Source organism: Streptomyces sp. NPDC002640 (assembly GCF_053592575.1).
The window spans coordinates 1-20,597 of sequence record NZ_JBSFVZ010000032.1; the positions used below are offsets into that span (position 1 = coordinate 1).

Here is a 20,597-nt window from a genome sequence, read left to right on the forward strand (position 1 = left end):
GCGATGCTGGCGGTGCAGGCCGGTGAGGACGTGGTGCGGCCGCTGCTGGAAGGTCTCGAGGAGCGGGTGTCGCTGGCCGCGGTCAACGGCCCGGCCTCCGTGGTGGTCTCCGGCGCTGCGGACGCGGTCGCGCAGGTGGCGTCGCAGCTCACGGAACAGGGTGTGCGGACGCGTGAGTTGGTGGTAAGTCATGCGTTCCATTCGCCGTTGATGGATCCGATGCTGGCCGAGTTCCGCACGGTCGCCGAGGGAGTCACCTTCCACACTCCGGTGATCACGCTGGTGTCGACGCTGACCGGTGAGGTGGCCTCCGCGCAGGAGCTTGCCTCCCCGGACTACTGGGTGTCGCATGCGCGTGGGGCGGTCCGTTTCCACGACGCCGTGCGGGCCCTGCAGGGTCTTGGGGTGTCGCGTTTCGTCGAGATCGGTCCGGACGCGACGCTGACCGCGCTCACCCGGACCGCCCTGGGCGACGACGCCGTCTGCGTGCCGTCCGTCCGCAAGGACCGTGCGGAGGACCTGGCCGTTCTGCAGGCGCTGGGTCTCGTCGGTGACGAGGCCGGTGTGGACTGGCGTGCCGTCTACGGCCCGAACGCCCGGATCGTAGACCTTCCCACCTACCCCTTCCAGCGCGAGCGCTACTGGCTGGAGACCGTCCGCTACGGCCGGGTCCCCGCCTCGGAAGCCCTCGGTGCCGCGACCGAGGCAGCGGAGCCGGCTCCGGTCCGCCCCTGGTCGGAGTTGTCGGAGGAGGAGATGGTGGGCCACCTCCTCGCGCTCGTCCGGGAGCACGCCGCGGACGTCCTCGGGCATGCCGATCCGGACGCCATCGGCGCCTCGGAGAACTTCGTCGATATGGGCTTCTCCTCCTTCACCGCCCTGGAGGTCCGTAATCGGCTGTGCGAGGCGACGGGGCTCCTCATACCGCCTGTGGCCATGTACGACCACCCCACTCCCGGCGAGCTGGCTGAATTCTTGCGGAACGAGGTGATGGCCGCCGCGATGTGACGGAGCGTGTCGATAACGCAGAACTACATTTCGGTCAAAGGTTCCCCATGGCCGCCAATCCTCTTCGCGTCGAACATACGATTCCCGTTGACCGGGCGTCCTGCGCTTGGGCCCGGTTCACGCGAGATGCACGGAGGGAGTTGGCGTCAAATGGCCGGAGCAGGTGCGCCCGGTACCAGGAGCGCGCGTCCCGGAGAGCGTCGCAAGCTGATCGAGGCGCTGACGGGCGCGCGCGAGGGCAGACGTTTCGTCGAACTGGTGGGGGACCCCGGGTCCGGAAAGACGAAACTGCTGGCCGAGCTGATGGAAGAGGCCAGAGCCCGGGGCTACGCGGTGGCGCACGGGCGGGCCACGGAACTCGACCAGGCGGTGACGCTGCACTCGATCACGGCCACCTTCGACTGTCGATCGGTACTCGAAGCCTCGCGTGACCTGCCGCATGACGCCGCGGCCCTGGTGCGCGCAATATGGGCGCAATCCAGCGTTCACACGCGCGATCGGAACGCCGATCCGGATGGCGCGGAAAAGGCGTGCGAGAAATCCGGTTCCCATGAGATGGAGTTGTCACGAGGTCTTCTCCTCCCCGCCATGCGCGGCCTTTTGGAGCGGATCGCCCGTGACCGCCCCACCGTGCTGATCCTGGACGACTGTCACTGGGTGGACCACTATTCCGCGGAGCTCATCGATTACCTCATCCGTTATCCCGTGAACGCACAGCTGCTGATCGTGCTCTCCCATCGGCCCCGGCAGATGTTCCCGTGGCTGAGGAGCGCCCTCGCGCAGGGCGTCGCGTCCGGTGTCGTCGAACGGATCACGCTCGGGCAGCTGACGCTCGGGCAGGCGGCGGGCCTGCTGTCCACGGAGGTGTACAGCAGGCGCTGCGTCGATCTGCACCGCGAGGGGCGTGGCGTCCCCCAGTACCTGCTGGCCTTGGCGGACGAGTCCCACGCAGAGGTCTTCGCCTCACTGGTCCAGGGTGAGGTCTCCCTGTTGCGCGGTGAGGAGCGGCGGATTCTGGACGCCGCGGCGGTGCTCGACGGCGGCTTCGACGTCACGGCGCTCGCCGCGGTGGCCGGAGTCGAACGGGACCGTGCCTGTGTCGCTGCCGGCGCTCTGCTGGGTCGCGATCTGTTACGCCGCTCCGATCCGGCCTCCGTGCTGGTGTTCCGGCACCCGCTGGTGCGCGACGCCGTGTACGGGGCGATCGACAGCTGCTGGCGCCGCGAGGCCCACCGGCGGGCCATCGACCACCTGCGGAGAATGCGGGCCCCCGCAGCCGCGCTGGCCGCCCACGTGGCCGCCGCCCCGGACGGGGCGGACCCCGGCGACGTGGACATCCTGCTGCGTGCCGCGGAGGAGGCGCTGCCGGCAGCCGACCAGGCGATCGCCTGGCTGGAGACAGCGCTGCGGATGCCGCTGCCCCGGCTCCTGCTGGGGGAGGTACTGCTCGCCCTGAGCCGCGCCCTCTGCACGGCCGAGAGGTTCGAGGACGCGCTGCCACTGCTCAGGGAGGCCATGGCACTCGGCTCGGCACTGCCACGGAGGACATGGGTGAAGGCCGTCGCGCGCGGCGCCATGATCGAGACCCTGCTGGGGCGCTACTCGGAGGCCGACGCGACGCTGGACGGGGCACTCGCGACCTTCGGTGACGAGGCGTCGCTGGAAGAGGTGGAACTGCTGGTGCGGCGCGGAGTGGTCGGCCTGTTCGACGGCCGCACGCTCGACCCGGAGACGGTGGCCCTGGCGGTCACGCGCGCCCGCGCGTACGACTGCCACACCTCGAAGGCCGCGGCGACGGCCCTGCGTGCGCTGGGAGCGGCGTCCTCCGGCGACATGCACACGGCGGAGACCGCCCTGGAGGAGAGCGCCGCGTGCATCGAGCAACTGGCCGACGCGGAACTCGCGGAGAGCCCCGACTGCCTGGCGCTGCTCGGGTGGGCACAACTGAGTCTCGCCCGCTTCGTGGACGCCGAAGCCACCATGCGCAGGGGAGTGGCGCTGACGAGGGAGTTCGGCGAAACCAGCGTGCTCCCCCTGTTCCTGACGGGGCTGAGCCTCGTGTACACCAAGCTCGGCCGCATCGACGACTCGCGGCGCGCGGCCGTCGAGATGAAGGAGTGGGCCCGCAGGGTGGGCGCCGACCAGGTCAGGGACATGGCACTGGCCCTGGAGGCCAACTGCGCGATCTGGCTGCGCCGCACGGACGACGGCAGGCGGGCCGTCTCCCGCGCCCAGCGGCTCATCAACGGGCTTCCCTCGGGAACGTACTGGTACAGCCTGGGTGCGGCCATGTGCCTGGCGGCATCCGTGGAGACGGGGGAGGACACCGAGTACTGCATGGCCCTCGTGCTCGACGCCGGCGGCGGTGCCGCGCTGCCCAACCTCACCCTGGTGCTGCGCGCCCAGTGCTTCGAGCTGCTGTGCGCGGCGGCGATCGCGCAGGGCAGCCCGTGGGCCGTCGAGTACGCGGAGCGGGCGATGAGGACGGCGGAGGCCGTGGGCCTCACCTACCAGCGGGCGTTCGCGCTCTCCGCACGGGGGCACGTGCTGCGGGCCCGCGGAGAGTTCGACGAGGCGACCATGCGCTACTGGGAGGCGGCGGACCTGTTCGCGGCGCACGGCGCGCTCGGATCACAGGCTCGCGCCTTGACGCTCGCGGCCGAGTGCGCGGCGGCCGCAGGCAGCCCGAACCATGCGGCGGAGATGCTTCGGCCCGCCCGGGAGCTGGCGATGCGATGCGGTTCGCCGGTCCTGATCGCCGCGACGAAGGGATCCGGGGGACGACGCCAGGGAGGCCAGATGCGGGACACCGCCGCCGACGAGCCGCCGGGCGGCCGGGATCACCTCCTCGACCTGTCGTGCCTGACCGACCGGGAAAGGGAGATCGCGGCGATCGCCGGAAGGGGCCGCAGGACCAAGGAGATCGCGGCACAGCTCTGCCTGAGTCCGCGGACGGTGGAGGTCCATCTGTCCCGCATCTACCGCAAGCTGAACGTGCCGTCACGCGCCGCGTTGGTCAGGCTGATGGCACAGGCCGCCTGACGGGTCGCCTTCCTCCGGTTCGGGAACGCCCGGCGACACGTCGCGTGCCGGGTTCCCTCCGCGCCGGAGCGGGATGTCCCGCCCGACGTGGAGGGAACCCGGCACGCGCGGCCCACCCGCCCGGATGTCCGCACCCGATCAGACGGCCGGCCGCAGCTGCAGCCGCTCGTCCGCCAGCAGGATGGCGTGCTGCAGCTCGAACAGCGCTGCGCACGGGTCGAGCCCCAGCTCGGCGCGGAGCGTGCTGCGCGCCGTCTGGTAGGTGCGCAGGGCCTCGGCGCGCCGGTCGCTGCGGTAGAGGGCGATCATCAGCTGCCGGTAGAAGGCCTCGTGGAGCGGGTAGCGGGCGGTCAGTGACTGGAGGGTGCTGACCGACTCCCGGTGACGTCCGAGCACCAGGTTGGACTCGATGAGCATCTCCAGGCTCTCCAGGCGTACCTCCTTCAGCCAGGTCACGAAACCGTTGGTGATGCTGCCGCCCTGGAGCCGGTCCAGCTCCTCCCCGTGCAACAGGTCGAGGGCGCTCTGCAACACCACCGTCGCCTCCTCGTGCCGCTGGGCCCGCGCGTGGGCGCGGCCCTGCTGGGTCAGCCGCCGGAAGACGTGCAGGTCCAGATCACCGTACGGCACCCGGATGAGGTATCCGGGGGGCTGTGTGAGGATCGGGTTCTCGTCGACGTCCGGGCGGGCGAGGAACTTGCGCAGCTGCGACACATAGACGTGCAGGGCCGCCCGGGCGCGACGCGGCGGGTTCTCGTCCCACACCTCGTACATCAACTGGTCGACGGACACCACCTCGTTCGCGCGGATCAGCAGGGCGGTCAGGACTGTGCGGACCTTGTGGGCGCTGGGGACGAGGTACTGGTCCCCGTCGAGGACGCGAAGGCTTCCCAGGATTTCGTACTTCACTTCTCCCCCATCGCGAGTGCGGCCGCGGGCGCGTCGTCGAGTCCGCAACTTCTGGTTCGAGCCTCGCAAGGCCGCCTTCGCCTCCACATCAGGGAAACCACGTACGTGCTCCCGGCCGGCGGCGCACCGCGCCGCCCGGTTGGAAGTCTTGGCCCAGAAAGCTCCGGTATGGGGCCTGGTCGGCCTCCATGTGCTGAACCTCCCGGTTCATCTTGCTATCCTGCCCGGTACAGAAACCGGGGCTTGGAGCGGCGCCCGATCCGCATCCGCGCGAGACCCCGTCGCAGGAGGTGCACGGCGCCATGCCGCGTGGGATCCCCCAGGCGTTCACAACTCTCGTCACCGATGAGGCACTGCCGTATGCCGGGCGCATACGGGAGCCGGGTCCAGCCCTCCGAGCAGTGGCCGGGCCCGGCGTCGGCGGAACCATGACACGGCGAGAGAGGCAACCATGGCGGTACTGGACGGAAAAGCGGCAGTGGTGACAGGGGGTTCCCGCGGCATCGGACGGGCGATCGTGGAGAGACTGGTGCGGGACGGCGCCCAGGTGGTGTTCACGTACGCGCGCGACGAGCGCGCCGCGGCAGAGGTGGAGCGGACGGTCTCCGCCCCCGGAGCCGGCCCGGGAAGCGCCCACGCCGTGCGCGGGGACCTCTCGCGGCACAACACGGCGACGCGGCTCATGGAATACGCCCACCGGAGGCTCGGCGCGCTCGACATCCTCGTCAACAACGCCGCGCACGCCAGCATGACCCCGATCAGGGAACTCGACTGGCACGAGTACGACCGCCTCATGACGCTGAACACCAAGTCGGTCTTCCGGACCGTGCAGTTCGCAGCACGGCACATGCGGGACCACGGCCGCGTCATCAACATCTCCACGGTCGGAACCCGCCGCGCCTGGCCGGGCAGCGCCGCCTACGCCGCCAGCAAGGGAGCCGTGGAGCAACTCACCGCCGTGGCCGCCCGCGAGCTGGGCGACCGCGGCATCACCGTCAACACCGTCTCGCCGGGCGCCACCGACACGGACCTGCTGCGTTCGGCCAACACCGACGAGACGCTCGCGGCCGTGGCCCGCGCGACGGCCCTCGGACGGCTCGGCCTGCCCGGTGACATCGCGGACGCGGTGGGCCTCCTCGCGGCCCCGGACGCCCGCTGGATCACCGGCAAGAACATCCGCGTGGACGGAGGCGAGGTCTGAGCACCGCCCCGCTTGACGCGGGCGAAAGTCCGAGAAAAGTCCCAGAGGACTCCCACGGACACCAGGCGTTCTTCCAGGCCATACGCATACCCCGCGCCAGCGGAGAGGACTGAGCTTCCTCGAGTTGGCCACGATCAGGCGACCCCGGCCGAACGCAACGAGCGAGGCCCCCGGGCTGTTGATCGAGATGTCTGACGTCTCAACCGCGCTGCTCGGGGGCCTCGTTGGTCATCTGTCGTGCCGCACTCGACTGTGCGCGGTAGGTCCCGTACAGCCGGCGCGGAACGCCATCGTCGGGCCCACCCGTCGGCCTCGTCGTGCGGCGAACTCTTGCGGCCCGCCGGGGGGCTTCCCGCAAGGTGCCCGGAGGTCCGTGGTTCGGCCGTGCCGTACGCCGGCCCCCGACCTGGCCGGGCCGCGGGGGTGGCGAGCTCGACCGACACCGGTCGTCCGGTGCGCCGGGCGGCGTCCGGCAGCCGTGCGGACACCAGGGTCCCGGCAGCGTGCGCGCCGACGACCGCGACCCCGCGGTGGTTCACCTGCCGGTTCCCCGGTCACGACGCACCGGCCGCTTCCGCCATGCCCGCGGCGAGGGTGGTGCCGTCGGCGGGGTCGATGAGGAGGAAGGAACCGGTGCGGCGGGAGTCGGCGTAGGTGTCGAGGGCGAGGGGTTCCGCGGTACGGACGACGACTCGGCCGATGTCGTTGGCGACCAGTTGTCCGGGCGCCGGATGTTGGGAGAGGTCGTCGAGGGTGAGCCGGGAGGGGATGTCCTTGACGATCGCCTTGACGGTGCGTGTGGTGTGCTTGAGCAGGACCCGCTGGCCGACCGAGAGAGGCTGGTCGGCGACGTGGCAGACGAGTGCGGTGACGTCCTGCGAGAGGGCGGGCGCCGAGCCGAGCGGGGCGATGAGGTCGCCCCGCGCGATGTCGACGTCGTCACGGAGCCGTACGGTCACCGACTGCGGGGCCCTGGCGAGGTCGACGGCCTCGCCGAGCGCGTCGATGCTCTCGATGGTGGAGGTGCGGCCCGACGGCAGGACGGTGACCTGCTCACCGACGCGGAAGGCTCCGGCGGCGATCTGGCCCGCGTAGCCCCGGTAGTCGGGGTGGGCGGCGGACTGGGGGCGGATGACGTACTGGACGGGGAAGCGTGCGTGGCAGGCGGTCAGGTCGTGGGAGACCGGCACCGTTTCCAGATGCTCCAGGACGGTGGGACCGCTGTACCAGTCCATGTGGGCGGAGGGTTCGACGACGTTGTCCCCGGCGAGGGCGGAGATCGGGATCGCGGTGATCTCGGGAACGCCCAGCTCGCTCGCGTACGCGGTGAGCTCCTCGGCGATCTTCGCGAAGACGGGCTCCGCGTAGTCGACCAGGTCCATCTTGTTGACGGCGAGGACGACGTGCGGGACGCGCAGCAGGGCGGCGACGGCGGCGTGCCGGCGGGTCTGCTCCACGACGCCGTTGCGGGCGTCGACCAGGACGACGGCGAGTTCCGCGGTGGAGGCGCCGGTGACCATGTTGCGGGTGTACTGCACGTGCCCGGGGGTGTCGGCGAGGATGAACCGGCGCCGAGCGGTCGCGAAGTAGCGGTAGGCGACGTCGATGGTGATGCCCTGCTCGCGCTCGGCGCGCAGTCCGTCGGTGAGGAGGGCGAGGTCGGGGGCGTCCTGGCCGCGGCTGCGGGAGGCGTGCTCGACGGCCTCCAGCTGGTCGGTCAGTACCGACTTCGAGTCGTGCAGGAGGCGCCCGACGAGGGTGGACTTGCCGTCGTCGACGGAGCCCGCGGTAGCGAAGCGCAGTGTGTCGATGGTCATGGTCAGAAGTACCCCTCACGCTTGCGGTCTTCCATCGCGGCCTGGGACATCTTGTCGTCGGCGCGGGTCGCGCCCCGCTCGGTGAGCCGGGACGCGGCGATCTCGGCGATCACGGCCTCCAGGCTGGTGGCGTCGGAGTCGACGGCCCCGGTGCAGGACATGTCGCCCACGGTGCGGTAGCGGATCAGGCGGGTCTCGACCGTCTCGCCGTCCTTGGGGCCGCCCCACTCGCCCGCCGTGAGCCACATCCCGTCGCGGGCGAAGACCTCGCGCTCGTGCGCGTAGTAGATCCCGGGGAGCTCGATCTTCTCGCGGGCGATGTACTGCCACACGTCCAGCTCGGTCCAGTTCGAGAGCGGGAAGACGCGGACGTGCTCGCCGGGCGCGTGGCGGCCGTTGTAGAGCTGCCACAGCTCCGGGCGCTGGCGGCGCGGGTCCCACTGCGAGAACTCGTCGCGCAGCGAGAAGACGCGCTCCTTGGCGCGGGCCTTCTCCTCGTCGCGGCGTCCGCCGCCGAAGACCGCGTCGAAGCGCTCCGCCTGGATCTTCTCGGTCAGCGGGAGGGTCTGGAGGGGGTTGCGGGTGCCGTCGGGGCGCTCGCGCAGCACCCCGCGGTCGATGTAGTCCTGCACGGAGGCGACGTGCAGGCGCAGCCCGTGGCGGGCCACGGCCCGGTCGCGGTAGTCGAGGACCTCGGGGAAGTTGTGCCCGGTGTCCACGTGCAGCAGCGAGAACGGGACCGCGGCCGGGGCGAACGCCTTCAGCGCCAGGTGGAGCATGACGATGGAGTCCTTGCCGCCGGAGAAGAGGATCACCGGCCGCTCGAACTCGCCCGCCACCTCGCGGAAGATGTGCACCGCCTCCGACTCCAGCGAGTCCAGGTGGCTCAGCGCGAGCGGACTGTCCACGCCCCGCGCGGCAGTTGCGGCAGTGGTCGTCATGCCAGACCCTTCTCGGTGAGCAGCGCGTGCAGCGCCGCCGCGGACTCGGTCACGGACTGGGTGTGCGAGTCGATGCGCAGGTCCGGATCGGCCGGCGCCTCGTACGGGTCGTCCACGCCGGTCAGTCCGGAGATCTCACCCGCCGCCTGCTTCGCGTACAGGCCCTTCACATCCCGCACGGAGCACACCTCGACCGGCGTCGCCACATGTACCTCCAAGAAGGGCGTGTCACTGGCCAGGTGCCGCTCGCGGACGGCCGCGCGGCTGTCCGCGTAGGGGGCGATGACGGGAACGACCGAGGTGATCCCGTTGCGCGCCAGCACCTCCGCCACCAGGCCGATGCGCTGGACGTTGGTGTGCCGGTCCTCGCGGCTGAAGCCGAGCCCGGCCGAGAGGAACGCGCGGATCTCGTCACCGTCGAGCACCTCCACGCGGCGGCCGTCGGCGCGCAGCCTGTCGGCGAGGGCGTTCGCGAGCGTGGTCTTGCCCGAGCTGGGCAGGCCCGTCAGCCATACCGTGGCACCTGGACGGCAGGTGCAGATCGCTTGGTCTTCCATCGGGAACCTTCCGGTTGCGTGGGCGTCGGCCGTACTGGTCGCCGGGGGTGTCAGCCGGCGGACGGGGCGGTTTCCGTACGGGTCTCCGGGGCCGGGCTCTTCTCCTTGCCCAGGGCGCTCTCCGCGGACCCCTCGCGGGGCAGTTGCAGGGTGAGGAAGCCGAGAACGACGGCGACCACTGCGACCACGACGTAGTACCACATGAAATCGCCGGTGACGTTCTTCAGGAATCCCGCCGTGTAATTTCCGACGATTCCGCCGACTCCCTGGGTCACGTTCGTGACTCCGAAGATGACGGTGGCGGCGGCGCCTGACGCGGATTTCGACACGTAGGCCGGGACCAGCCCGTAGATCGGGTAGAACGCGAGGGCGAAGAGGACCCCGGAGACCATCGGGAGGAATCCGACCGGAGCCAGCACGAGCAGGACGGAGGAGAGGAAGAAGAGCGTGTAGCAGATCACCAGGGACGCCCGGACGCCGATGCGGTCGGAGAGCCAGCCGACGGCGAATCCGGCGAACATTCCGATGACGCCGATGGTGCCCCAGACCTGCGCGGCGAAATCGATGTCGAATCCGAGACCTTCGCGCAGATAGGGCGACAGGTAGTTCTGGAACGGCATGCAGGCGAACCCGTTCAGGAACTTCATGACCCAGACGATGACCACCCAGCGCACCAGCACCATGCGCCAGCCCGCGCGGGCGCTGTTGTCCTTGCCGGCGGCGCCCTCCTTCCGGGAGTCGGAGTCCCCCGCGTCCGTGCCGTGTGCCGCGACGGGCGCCGCCTTCTCGTCGGAGCGGAACAGACCGAGCCGGTGGAAGGTGAAGGCGGCGACCGCGGTCACCATCAGGGTGCCGAAGCCGACCGAGTACCACAGGCCCCGCCAGTTGTCGTCCCGCACGAAGCCGGGGACGAGGACGCTGTTGACGACCACTCCGTAGCTGGTGCCGCTGGAGACGAGGCCGAGGACCTTGCCGCGGTGGCGGTAGTCGATCACCCGGCCGACGATCTCGACCAGCGGCACGTAGACGGAGGCGGCCGTACCGCCCATGATCGTCAGCAGGAGCGCGATCAGCACGATGCTGTCGGTCGTCGGCAGCAGCACCAGGCACAGCCCGCACAGAGCCACCGAGCCGATCGTCACCTGGCCGCCGCCGATGCGGGTGGAGAGCCACGTGCCGAGCAGGGCGAACACCAGGAAGCCGAGCTGGCCCGCCGCGGTGATGGTGCCGACCACCGTGTAGTCGAACCCGAGATCCTTGCGCATGTCGGTGACGAGCTGCGCGAACAGGTAGAAGCCGAATCCGTAGGTCGCCGCCACGAAGCTGGTCAGCAGCACGGTGATGACGAATCCGGCGACGGGCGAGGATCGCTTGCCGTTGGTTTGCTGGGTATTCACTGCCGTTGTGGCCTTTCTGACTGCTGCTTCTCTGCCTGCCCGGGACGCTTGCCGGGACCAGGTGCGAAGGGGTGCGGACGATTCCGCGACGCCTCTCAGGGTTTGCGGGCCACGTGGATGACGAAGTCGACTTCGTCGGTGTCGAAGTTCTCCTGGAAGTCGCCGAAGGTCTGGGTGGTGTCGAATCCGGAGTCGATCAGCAGCGTGGAGAGCTCCGCCGCGAGAATGGGATAGACCTCCAGGTGGTGCGTGCCGCCCTGCTGGAAGTCGTACCGGAATCGGCACAGTCCGGCGTCGATGTGCGCGACGCTCACGGTCGCCCCGGTTCCGCAGTAGTAGTAGTTGCCGCTGCTCCGGTAGCGGTGACGGCGGATGGCGTCGAAGTTGCGGTGGTCGACGATGAGGACGCCGCCCGGGTTCAGGGCCTCGTAGAACTGGGCGAGCACCGCGCGGCGGTCCTCCTCCTGGAAGAGGTGCGGGAACGAGCTGCCGAGGCAGACGATCGCGTCGTACCGCCTGTCGAGGTGCTGGTCGAGGCTGCGCCAGTCGGCGTGCAGGACGTCGAAGGTCTGGCCGTGCCGCACGGCGTTGCGGCGGGTGTGCTCGACCATCCGGGCACTGCCGTCGGCGGCGGTGACGTCGAAGCCGTCCTGCGCGAGGGTCACCGCGTGGTACCCGGTGCCGCAGGCGACGTCCAGGACGTGGCGGGCCTCGACCCCGTGGAGGAGCTCCGTGAAGAAGTCCTGCTCGCCCTCCCGGCGGCGGTCCCAGTCGATCAGCTGGTCCCACAGCTCCACGAGGGTGGGGATGTACTGGCCTTCGAAGTCGTCCGACACGATGTCCCGGGCGGGCGCCGTTTGCCGCAGGCCGGGGCCGCGCGGGGTGCTGGGCGTGCCGTCGGCGGCGGATGCCGAACGGTCGGCGCGTACGGCGGGCGTGGTCATGGTGGTCCTCCGGCTCAGGGTGACGGTGGGCGGGTCCGCGGGGACCCGTGCGGGCTGGGCGGGGTGCTCCCGGGGCAGTGCGGTTCAGCGGAACGTGTCCGCGAAGGCCGTGTACTTGGCGCCGAGTTCCTCGGCCCACTCGCCGGCGTCGCCGAGCTTCATGCTCTGGCACTCGTAGCCGAGCAGGCGCTTCATGACGGCCATCTCCGGCTCGGCGAAGTGCACCGTTCCGTCGTCGTCGATGCGGTCGATGCCGTCGGCCCGCTGGCACTCCTCGTTGATCCGGACGGCCTCGTCGCGGTCCAGGCCCTCGGGCAGGTCGAGGGTGGCGCCGCCGCGGTGGACGCGGACCGGGTAGCCGCCCGGCAGGCCGTCGGGCGCGGGGGCGTGGGCGAGTACGCCGCTGTCGGCGGCCATGCCCCGGAGCACGCGTACCGCGGAGGAGGCGGTCAGCAGCTGGCCGTCGATCCCGCCGATCCGCTTGAGCCGGCCGTCGAGCTGGGCGAAGAGAGCCGCGTGGTCCAGCTCCGCGGTGCCGGGCCGCCCGGTGACGCGCGCGGCGAGGTGGTAACTGCCCTTTCCCGCGTCGCCGAAGCGCGGCACGTAGTGGCTGAAGTAGTGCTGTGCGGTGAGCCGGAGTTCGACCTGCGACGGGTCCGCGTCCAGCAGGTGGGCGGCGCCCAGGGTCAGCGCCGGAACGATGTTGGCGACGTTTCCGACCCCGACCGTCGGGGCCAGGCCCACCTTGTCGAGGACCGGGCCGACCGCGTCGGGGAACGCCGCGTTCACCACCTTGGCGTCGACGCCGGAGTCGCGCACCGCCTTCATCAGCAGGTGGTTGAGGGTCAGGTGCATGGGCAGCCAGGGGCCGAACTGCGCCTCGTCGAGGTCCTCGAAGACCTCCTTGGGGAGCGCGGTGATGACCCGCCAGGACTGGAGCGAGGCGCCCATGAAGATGATGTCGGGGCGGACCCGCGCGAGGGTCTCGGCCGTGGCGTCGATGTCACGGAGGTCGACGCCGACGGTGTCGACGGAGCCGTGCAGGCCGAGGTTGGTGGCCGTGAACAGGGCCAGGTTGCCGCGCCTGCGGATGGCCTCGGTGTCCCGGCCGGCCAGGACGACCCGGTTGGTCGCCGCGTCCGAGAGGAGCATGGTGAGCACCTTGGCGCTCAGGTCGCCCATGCCCAGAAGCATGATCAGGGGCTTGCCGGAACGGTCGGTCGGGGAAGTCAAGGTGTGCCTCCATGGCGTACGGAGAGGGGGGCGGAGTACCGCCCTGCGCGGTGCGTGCGCCGTGCCGGCGTACGCACCGGGCGGGTCATCGCGGGTAGGAGCCGTTGTCGGCGCGCAGCAGCGCGCCGGTCAGGGTCCGGGACTCGTCGCTGAGCAGGTAGGCGCACACGTCGGCCACGTACTCGGGCAGGATGTCGCCGTCGAGCTGTTCCTGGCGCTTGTACTCCGCGTACCGGTAGTCCGGTATCCGGTCGGCGATGGCGGTGTTGACGATGAGCCCGGGCGAGACCACGTTGACCCGGATGTACGGGGCGAAGTTCATGGCGTTGGACTTGGTGAGCCCGATGACGCCGGCCTTGACCGTGCCGTAGAGGGCGTCGGAGCTGCCCACCTCGCCCGCGACCGACGCCAGGTTGACGATGGCGCCGCGCCGTTCGGCGGGCAGCAGGTGGTCGGCGAAGCGGCGGGAGAGCCACACCGGCCCTTTGACGTTCACGGCGATGACCCGCTCGATCGTGGCGTCGTCGTACTCCCAGACCGGCTGTCCGAGGTAGAGACCGGCGTTGTTGACGAGGCCGTCCACCTCGGGGTGCTCGGCTATGACCTGGTCCATGAAGGCGTCGCACTCCTCGTGCGAGGCGACGTCGGCGACGTGGGTCCGCAGGGGACGGCCCGCGTGCTCGTCGGCCAGCGACTTGAGACCCGGCTCGTCGATGTCGCAGGTGATGACGGTCTTTCCGGCGTCCAGCAGCCGGCCCACCAGGGCGCGGCCGACACCGCTGGCCCCGCCGGTGACGATGACGGTGGTCACGCTCACAGGACTGCCTCCTCGGCCGGCTGCAGCCGGTACTGGTCCAGGTGCTCGTAGAAGGGACGGCTGTACCGCTCGAACTCCCGCAGGTCGGGGCGCGTCTCGTAGGTGAAGCGGTAGGAGCGCTGGGGCGCGCTGATGCCGTTGCTCGCGGCGACGTCCGTGTGCCAGCCGGACCAGGTGGACCACTGGGGCTGCTCTCCGGCGCTCCAGTGCAGGGCCTCGGGCAGGAAGGGGATGCCCACCGCGTCGCAGTAGGCGGCGAGGGTCGCCTCCGGGCGGGTGGCGAGGTCCGCCGCGTTCACGACCACCGGGGTGGTGCCGGTCAGGTCGCGGACGGCGTCGAACGTGCGGGCCAGCTGCTCGTAGCCGAGCACCTCCCGGGTGAGTCCGGGGTGCACCGTGGCGTGCGAGAGGACCGCTTCCTCGGGGTCGCGGATCAGGAAGGTGTTGACCTGGCCCCGCAGGTAGTCGGGGTCGTCGAGGAGATGGTCGAGGCAGTGGTAGGGGAAGTCCTTGTGGAACACCGGGCCTTCGAGCCGCGCGTCCTCCATCATCCGCTTGATCTCCGGATAGGTGAGCGGGTGGCTCGGGTCCGGGTTCTTGTGCGGGATGGCGGCCCGTTCCTCGTGCATGAAGAACACGTAGGCGAAGGCCTCGTGGAAGACCTTGAAGTCGCGTCGTTCGATGAACGAGCGCTCCAGCGCGGTCGACATCGACCGGGGGTGGCTCCACAGCGCGATGGACTTATGCATGACACCTCCTTGGGGGTGGGGAAGTACGGGGGAGCGAGGGGGTCAGACGAGCAGCAGGGGGCGCGCCGGGGAGACGGCAGTCTGGAACTGGTGCGCCACGAAGTCGATCAACTTCCGCGTGTTGGACATGACTTCGGCGTACGTCGACACGAACGGCCCGTAGTGGGCGAACTCCTCCGGGCGCATGCCCTTGGGGTCGTAGGCCCGCTGGAAGGACGGAAGCCACATGAGCTTCTCCAGCACGTCCGCGGGGACCTCCTGACCGATGGCCGTGGAGTCGAAGGCCGGCAGTTCGCTCTCCCGTCGCATGACGTCCGCGATGAACTGCGGCTTGCAGGTGTAGGCGACGGCCCCTCCGGCGCTCTGCTCCAGGTGCATGCTCAACGTGCTCCCGTGTCCGGGGTCGTCGACCTCCAGGCTGGACAGCAGCGGCTTGACGGGATGCCCGTTCTGCGCGATGAGCCGGTGGATGCGCTTGAGGACGGCGAGCTCGCCCCACCTCAGGTCGGAGGGCGAGAGGTCGATGTCGCGGATGGCGGCCTCGTACCGCAGGTCCTTGTTGGCGCCGAACCGGCCGATCATGTGCGTGAACACCCCGCGCCACCGGCCGGTGTCGATGCCCCGGGTGTGCGCCTCGGCGAGGCCCGACTCCACGGCCTCGGCACAGGCGATGAACTGCGGGACCGTGTACGAGAGCGTGGAGTTGACGGAGACGCCGCGTGCCACCAGCTGCCGGATCACCTGGTAGCCCTGCTTGGTGCCGGGAACCTTGACCATGAGGTTGGGGGCGATCCGGGCGATGCGCAGGGCCTGTTCGAGCATGAGGTCGGCGTCGAGCATGTGGCGGGGGTCGAGCTGGCCGGACACCCAGCCGAACCGGCCCTCCGTGGCGTGCCACATCGGCAGCATCTCGCGGGCGGCGCGGCGCAGCGCCTCCTCGTAGACGAGCGCGAAGGTGCTCTCGATTCCGGGGGTCAGCTGGTAGCGGATGAGTTCCTGGATGTCGTTGCGCCAGCTCTCCGGAGAGGCCAGGACGCTCTGCGCGACCAGGGAGGGGTTCGTGGTGACCCCGCGGACGAGGGACCGTTCGGGCGTCGCCGGACACAGGAACCGGTCCAGCTGCTCACCCCAGCGGCTCCGGGTGTCGTCGTCGGGTGCGGCGGCCAGCTGCTTGCGCCGCCAGTGGGGGAAGTCGAGGGGCGAGGAGTCCCACCAGATCTCCGCCGACTCACCGGCCTGCTGCAGCTCGTGAAGAACACTCGGCATACGGATCGTGCCTTTCCGTCTTGGTCTCTCTGGAGGGCGGGTCGCGATGGGGCTCTGTGGCGGGCGGTCGTCCTGGAGGGGGCTCGAAGGGGCAGGGCGGAGGGGGGAGTGGGGAAGGGGGGGAGGGGTCCGGTCACGCGGCGGTGGGGTCGTGCAGGAGTCCGGCCGCCCACTCGTCGAGCAGTCCCGGCAGCTCCGCCATGCAGCCGAAGGCGGTAGCCCCCTCGGCGGCGAGGAGGGCGGACGTCCCGCTGTGCGGCGGGGCGTAGGCGAACACGGACATGCCTGCCGCGATGCCGGCCTGCACGCCGACCAGGCTGTCCTCGACGACCGCGCAGCGCCCGGCCGGTACCCCGCGGTCGGCCGCCGCGTGCAGGAACAGCCCGGGGTCCGGCTTCCAGGCGCCGACCTCGTAGGCGCTGTACACGCGGTCCTCGAAGTGCGGCAGCAGGCCGGTCAGCCCGAGGGTGTGAAGGATCTTCTCGCGGGGTGCGCTGGAGGCGGTGCAGAAGGGCAGTACGAGCCCTTCCAGGACCTCCTGGACCCGGGGGACCGGCAGGAGGTCGGTGGAGAAGAGCTCCGAGCATCCCTTCCGGAACGCCGGGACGAAGTCCGCCGGCAGCGGCCTGCCGAGCATGGACTCCAACTGGTCCACCCATGCGGCGACCTTCCGGCCCCGGATGAATTCCAGCGCCTGTTCCGGGGAGAAGTCAATACCCTCCTCGGCGGCCATTCCCCGCATGATCCGAGCGCTCAGGGGTTCGCTGTCGACCAGAACCCCGTCGCAGTCGAAGATGACCAGACCCTTCGTCATGAAGAAACCTCTCCTTGTCCTGGGGGTCGTCCTGGGCGCGGTGCCGAAATGCATCTTCGAGGGCGACCGGCGTTCTTTCCACGCTCTTCGGCGGCGGGACCCGACCAGTGAAGCAAGGCGTTCTTACGATTCGCTCACTGCTCGATACCGGACCCCTTCCCCGGCCCCGCAAAACGTGTCAAATCGGGCGTGGATGACAGAGTCTGCCGGCCTTTGTGGGCACGGTCCGGCGACGGGGATACGTTCCTCGTGTGGACACGGACGGCAGCTCACCAATGTGCACGTGAGAGGGAGTTCAATGAAGTTCGCAGTTCTCGGCCCGCTGTCCCTGACGGGCCCCGGGGGTTCGTTGCTCCCGACTCCGCCCAAGACCCGGCAACTGCTGGCGCTGCTGGTGCTCCACGCGAACTCCCTGGTCACGCTGGACACCTGTGTCCGGGAGCTGTGGGGCGACTCGTCGCCGCGCAGCGCCGTGCAGAGCGTGCACACGCGCGTCTTCCAGATCCGCCAGGCGCTGTCCGGCGACCTCACCGGCCCGACGACTGCCGAGAGCAAGCGCACTCTCGAAACGCACCACCAGGGTTATTCGCTGCACATCGAGAAAGGAAATCTCGATCTCGACGTGCTCGACGCGCACATGGCGCGGTTCCGGCTGGCCCGTCCGCGGAACGACGACCTCGAGATTTCCACGGAGCTCCGGTCAGCACTCGGACTCTGGCGCGGGCGCCCACTGGTGAACATTCAGCAAGGGCCGTGCATCCAGGCCCGAGTGGCGGGTCTGGAAGACCTGCGCATGACGACTCTGGAACAGTGCATCGAGGCGGAACTCAGGCTCGGAATGCACCACAGGTTGCTTTCGGAATTGAGGACGCTCGTCTCGCAGTACCCGGTGCACGAGAACCTGCACGCCCAGTACATGGTCGCCCTCTACCGTTCGGGCCGTACCGCGGAAGCCCTCGGGACCTATCAGCGGCTCCACCGGACCCTCACCCGGGAACTCGGCATCGAACCCTCGCACCGGATGCGTCAGCTGCAGACCGCGGTGCTCACGGAGAGCGAGGTGCTCGACGTGGCCACGCCGCACCGGGCCGTCCTGTCCGTGGACCTCATGGCGAGCCCTTGAGTCCCGCGGGCGCGGGCGGCGTGGAATCCCGCCGCCCCGGCATCGCTTCCCCCCGCCCCGTCATCGACCGAGGAGAACCCACGTGTCAGCCGTGGAAGCCCACGCGTCGCCGAGCCGCGGCACCGGAACCGGCCCCACCGGAAAGGACGCCCGACGGGTCCGCCGGTTCGAGACCAGGATCGCCGTCTGCGCCGGCGGCGGCGAGGTCTGCGACGGCTGGGTGCTCGGCGTCGTCGGCGCGGCCCTGCCGCTCGCACGCGAGGACCTCCAGCTCACCTCCGCGTGGGCCGGACTGATCGGCGCCGCTTCGCTCATCGGCCTGTTCTTCGGCGGCCTGATCTTCGGATGGCTCACCGACAAGGTGGGCCGCCAGAAGATGTACCTCATCGACCTGCTGGTCTTCCTCATCGGTTCGTTGCTGCAGTTCGTGGTCCAGGACCCCGTGCAACTGCTCGTCGTGCGGCTGGTGATGGGAGCGGCGGTGGGCGCGGACTACGCGATCGCCGGTGCGTTGGTCGCCGAGTTCGCACCGCCCGCGCGACGCGGCCGTCTGCTGGCCTCCCTGATTGTCTTCTGGTACGTCGGCTACACCCTGGCCACCGGGTTCGGCCTCGCCATGACCTCCCTCACCGACGACCCGACCGCCTGGCGCTGGATCCTCGCCAGCAGCGCACTGCCCTCCCTGGTGGTGCTGCTCGCCCGGCTGGGCACCCCGGAGTCCCCGGCCTGGCTGGCCGGAAAGGGCCGGATCGCGGAGGCCGAGGAGATCAGCCGGCGCTGGCTCGGCCGGGAGCTGGAGCGGCCCGCACCGGACGGTGCGACCGTGCACACCCGGCACAGCACCCTGTTCGCCCCCGCGTATCTGCGCCGTACCGCCTTCACCAGCCTCTTCTGGCTCTGCCAGGTGACCCCGTTCTTCGCCGTCTCCACCTTCGCCCCACAGGTGCTCGGCCTGCTGGGGGCTCCGGGCGGCGGAGTGGGCGAGCTGCTGCTCAACGTGTTCCTCCTGGTGGGCTGTCTGACGGGCACGGTCGTCATCAACAGGGTGGGACGGCGGGCCCTGCTCCTGTGGCCGTTCTGCGTCACGGCCGCCGCCCTGCTGCTCCTCGGCCTGTGGCCACAGGCGCACCCGGCGGTCGTGGCGATCGGCTTCGGCGTCTTCGCGTTGTTCCACGCCGGGTCGAGCGTGCTGCAGGCCGTCTACCCCAGCGAGGTCTTCCCCACGGAGATCAGGGCCACCGGCATCGGCTTCGCCGCGGCGGTGAGCCGGATCGGCGCGGCCCTCGGCACCTTCCTGGTCCCCCTGGGACTCGACGCCTGGGGGGTCGGCGCGGTCATGCTGCTCGGCTGTGCGGTCTCCGTACTGGGCGCCCTGGTGACCGCGGCCTGGGCCCCGGAAACCGGTGGCATGGAACTGTCCCGGGCGAGCAGCCCCGGAGCCTCCTGACAGGCGTACCGCCCCTGTCGCCCCGACCAGGTCCTGACGGCCGGCCACATCCGCCCGCCGAAACCACTCTCGTCTCTCTTTCCTTACTGAGGAGTGTCATGTCCCGTCGTCTGTTCACCTCGGAGTCCGTGACCGAGGGCCACCCCGACAAGATCGCTGACCAGATCAGCGACACGATCCTCGACGCGCTCCTGCGGGAGGACCCGGCTTCCCGGGTCGCCGTGGAGACCCTGATCACGACGGGCCTCGTGCAGGTCGCGGGTGAGGTCACCACGAAGGCGTACGCGCCGATCGCGCAGCTCGTGCGCGACAAGATCCTCGAGATCGGTTACGACTCGTCCAAGAAGGGCTTCGACGGCGCTTCCTGCGGTGTGTCGGTGTCCATCGGCGCGCAGTCCCCGGACATCGCGCAGGGCGTCGACACCGCGTACGAGAAGCGTGTCGAGGAGTCCGCCGACGGTGAGGAAGGCGACGAGCTGGACAAGCAGGGCGCGGGCGACCAGGGCCTGATGTTCGGCTACGCGTGCGACGAGACACCGGAGCTGATGCCGCTCCCGATCCACCTCGCGCACCGTCTGTCGCGCCGTCTGTCGGAGGTCCGCAAGAACGGGACGATCCCCTACCTGCGTCCCGACGGCAAGACCCAGGTCACCATCGAGTTCGACGGTGACAAGGCGGTCCGCCTGGACACCGTGGTCGTCTCCTCGCAGCACGCCTCGGACATCGACCTGGACATGCTGCTGACCCCCGACATACGGACCCACGTCGTCGAGCACGTGCTGGCCGCCCTGGAGAGCGACGGCATCAAGCTGGACACCGAGGGCTACCGCCTGCTGGTGAACCCGACCGGGCGCTTCGAGATCGGCGGCCCGATGGGCGACGCGGGTCTGACCGGCCGCAAGATCATCATCGACACGTACGGCGGCATGGCCCGCCACGGCGGCGGCGCCTTTTCCGGCAAGGACCCGTCCAAGGTCGACCGTTCGGCGGCGTACGCGATGCGCTGGGTCGCCAAGAACGTGGTGGCCGCGGGTCTCGCCGCGCGCTGCGAGGTGCAGGTGGCGTACGCGATCGGCAAGGCCGAGCCGGTGGGCCTGTTCGTGGAGACCTTCGGCACCGCCACCATCGACACCGACAAGATCGAGCACGCCATCGCCGAGGTCTTCGACCTCCGCCCGGCCGCGATCATCCGCGACCTCGACCTGCTCCGCCCGATCTACGCGCAGACCGCCGCCTACGGCCACTTCGGCCGCGAGCTGCCCGACTTCACGTGGGAGCGCACCGACCGCGTCGAAGCGCTGCGCGCCGTCACGGGGGTGTGAACGTGGTGCA

Annotated in this window: 17 protein-coding genes; 6 read left to right on the plus strand and 11 right to left on the minus strand. The window is 70.2% G+C overall.

Annotated elements, in window-relative coordinates:
* Both ACWD3O_RS30745 and ACWD3O_RS30750 read left to right on the plus strand, forming a co-directional pair.
* Nucleotides 1-1,008 (plus strand): acyltransferase domain-containing protein (locus ACWD3O_RS30745; protein ID WP_451418149.1); only part of this gene is annotated, 1,008 nt, incomplete at its 5' end.
* Nucleotides 1,009-1,158: 150 nt separating this feature from the next.
* On the plus strand, nt 1,159-4,050 hold the full coding sequence (locus tag ACWD3O_RS30750; RefSeq protein WP_451418150.1) for an AAA family ATPase: 2,892 nt from the start codon (nt 1,159-1,161) through the stop codon (nt 4,048-4,050).
* A 138-nt stretch (nt 4,051-4,188) separates the two neighbouring features.
* Here the strand turns inward: ACWD3O_RS30750 and ACWD3O_RS30755 are convergent, their stop codons facing one another.
* Nucleotides 4,189-4,959, minus strand: a complete 771-nt coding sequence (locus ACWD3O_RS30755; protein ID WP_451418151.1) for an AfsR/SARP family transcriptional regulator — start codon at nt 4,957-4,959, stop codon at nt 4,189-4,191.
* A gap of 451 nt (nt 4,960-5,410) precedes the next feature.
* Here ACWD3O_RS30755 and ACWD3O_RS30760 point away from each other — a divergent pair, with 451 nt between their 5' ends.
* The gene (locus ACWD3O_RS30760; protein WP_451418152.1) at nt 5,411-6,160 is read left to right on the plus strand and encodes an SDR family oxidoreductase; all 750 of its coding nucleotides are present in this window, start codon (nt 5,411-5,413) and stop codon (nt 6,158-6,160) included.
* A 554-nt stretch (nt 6,161-6,714) separates the two neighbouring features.
* Here ACWD3O_RS30760 and ACWD3O_RS30765 read toward each other — a convergent pair.
* The 10 genes from ACWD3O_RS30765 to ACWD3O_RS30810 form a co-directional block, all read right to left on the minus strand.
* Nucleotides 6,715-7,977 carry a sulfate adenylyltransferase subunit 1 gene (locus ACWD3O_RS30765; protein ID WP_451418153.1) on the minus strand — a complete coding sequence of 421 codons (1,263 nt, stop codon included), beginning with the start codon at nt 7,975-7,977 and terminating at the stop codon, nt 6,715-6,717.
* A gap of 2 nt (nt 7,978-7,979) precedes the next feature.
* On the minus strand, nt 7,980-8,918 hold the full coding sequence (cysD, locus tag ACWD3O_RS30770; RefSeq protein ID WP_451418154.1) for a sulfate adenylyltransferase subunit CysD: 939 nt from the start codon (nt 8,916-8,918) through the stop codon (nt 7,980-7,982).
* A complete protein-coding gene (gene cysC, locus ACWD3O_RS30775) occupies nt 8,915-9,475 on the minus strand; it encodes an adenylyl-sulfate kinase (RefSeq protein WP_451411855.1) in 561 nt (186 codons plus the stop codon). Before cysC ends, cysD begins: the two co-directional genes overlap by 4 nt.
* A gap of 50 nt (nt 9,476-9,525) precedes the next feature.
* Nucleotides 9,526-10,872, minus strand: coding sequence for an MFS transporter (locus tag ACWD3O_RS30780; protein ID WP_451411854.1), 1,347 nt, complete (start codon nt 10,870-10,872; stop codon nt 9,526-9,528).
* Between the two features lie 95 nt (nt 10,873-10,967).
* Nucleotides 10,968-11,816 carry a class I SAM-dependent methyltransferase gene (locus ACWD3O_RS30785; RefSeq protein WP_451418155.1) on the minus strand — a complete coding sequence of 283 codons (849 nt, stop codon included), beginning with the start codon at nt 11,814-11,816 and terminating at the stop codon, nt 10,968-10,970.
* Nucleotides 11,817-11,900: 84 nt separating this feature from the next.
* Entirely contained in the window at nt 11,901-13,049 is a 1,149-nt protein-coding gene (locus ACWD3O_RS30790) for a hypothetical protein (RefSeq protein WP_451418156.1), read from the minus strand.
* Nucleotides 13,050-13,134: 85 nt separating this feature from the next.
* Nucleotides 13,135-13,866: an SDR family NAD(P)-dependent oxidoreductase gene (locus ACWD3O_RS30795; RefSeq protein ID WP_451418157.1), complete on the minus strand. Its 732-nt coding sequence runs from the start codon at nt 13,864-13,866 to the stop codon at nt 13,135-13,137.
* A complete protein-coding gene (locus ACWD3O_RS30800; RefSeq protein ID WP_451411850.1) occupies nt 13,863-14,615 on the minus strand; it encodes a sulfotransferase-like domain-containing protein in 753 nt (250 codons plus the stop codon). Before ACWD3O_RS30800 ends, ACWD3O_RS30795 begins: the two co-directional genes overlap by 4 nt.
* Nucleotides 14,616-14,657: 42 nt before the next feature.
* The gene (locus ACWD3O_RS30805) at nt 14,658-15,881 is read right to left on the minus strand and encodes a transaldolase family protein (RefSeq protein ID WP_451418158.1); all 1,224 of its coding nucleotides are present in this window, start codon (nt 15,879-15,881) and stop codon (nt 14,658-14,660) included.
* A gap of 133 nt (nt 15,882-16,014) precedes the next feature.
* On the minus strand, nt 16,015-16,695 hold the full coding sequence (locus tag ACWD3O_RS30810) for an HAD-IA family hydrolase (RefSeq protein WP_451418159.1): 681 nt from the start codon (nt 16,693-16,695) through the stop codon (nt 16,015-16,017).
* A 298-nt stretch (nt 16,696-16,993) separates the two neighbouring features.
* On the opposite strand from ACWD3O_RS30810, the gene ACWD3O_RS30815 reads away from it, so the two are divergent.
* The 3 genes from ACWD3O_RS30815 to metK all read left to right on the plus strand — a co-directional run bounded on the left by ACWD3O_RS30815 (nt 16,994) and on the right by metK (nt 20,587).
* The gene (locus ACWD3O_RS30815; protein WP_451418160.1) at nt 16,994-17,818 is read left to right on the plus strand and encodes an AfsR/SARP family transcriptional regulator; all 825 of its coding nucleotides are present in this window, start codon (nt 16,994-16,996) and stop codon (nt 17,816-17,818) included.
* Nucleotides 17,819-17,900: 82 nt separating this feature from the next.
* Nucleotides 17,901-19,265 carry an MFS transporter gene (locus tag ACWD3O_RS30820; RefSeq protein WP_451418161.1) on the plus strand — a complete coding sequence of 455 codons (1,365 nt, stop codon included), beginning with the start codon at nt 17,901-17,903 and terminating at the stop codon, nt 19,263-19,265.
* 98 nt (nt 19,266-19,363) lie between these two features.
* The gene (gene metK / locus ACWD3O_RS30825) at nt 19,364-20,587 is read left to right on the plus strand and encodes a methionine adenosyltransferase (protein WP_451418162.1); all 1,224 of its coding nucleotides are present in this window, start codon (nt 19,364-19,366) and stop codon (nt 20,585-20,587) included.
* The last annotated feature ends 10 nt before the right edge of the window (nt 20,588-20,597 follow it).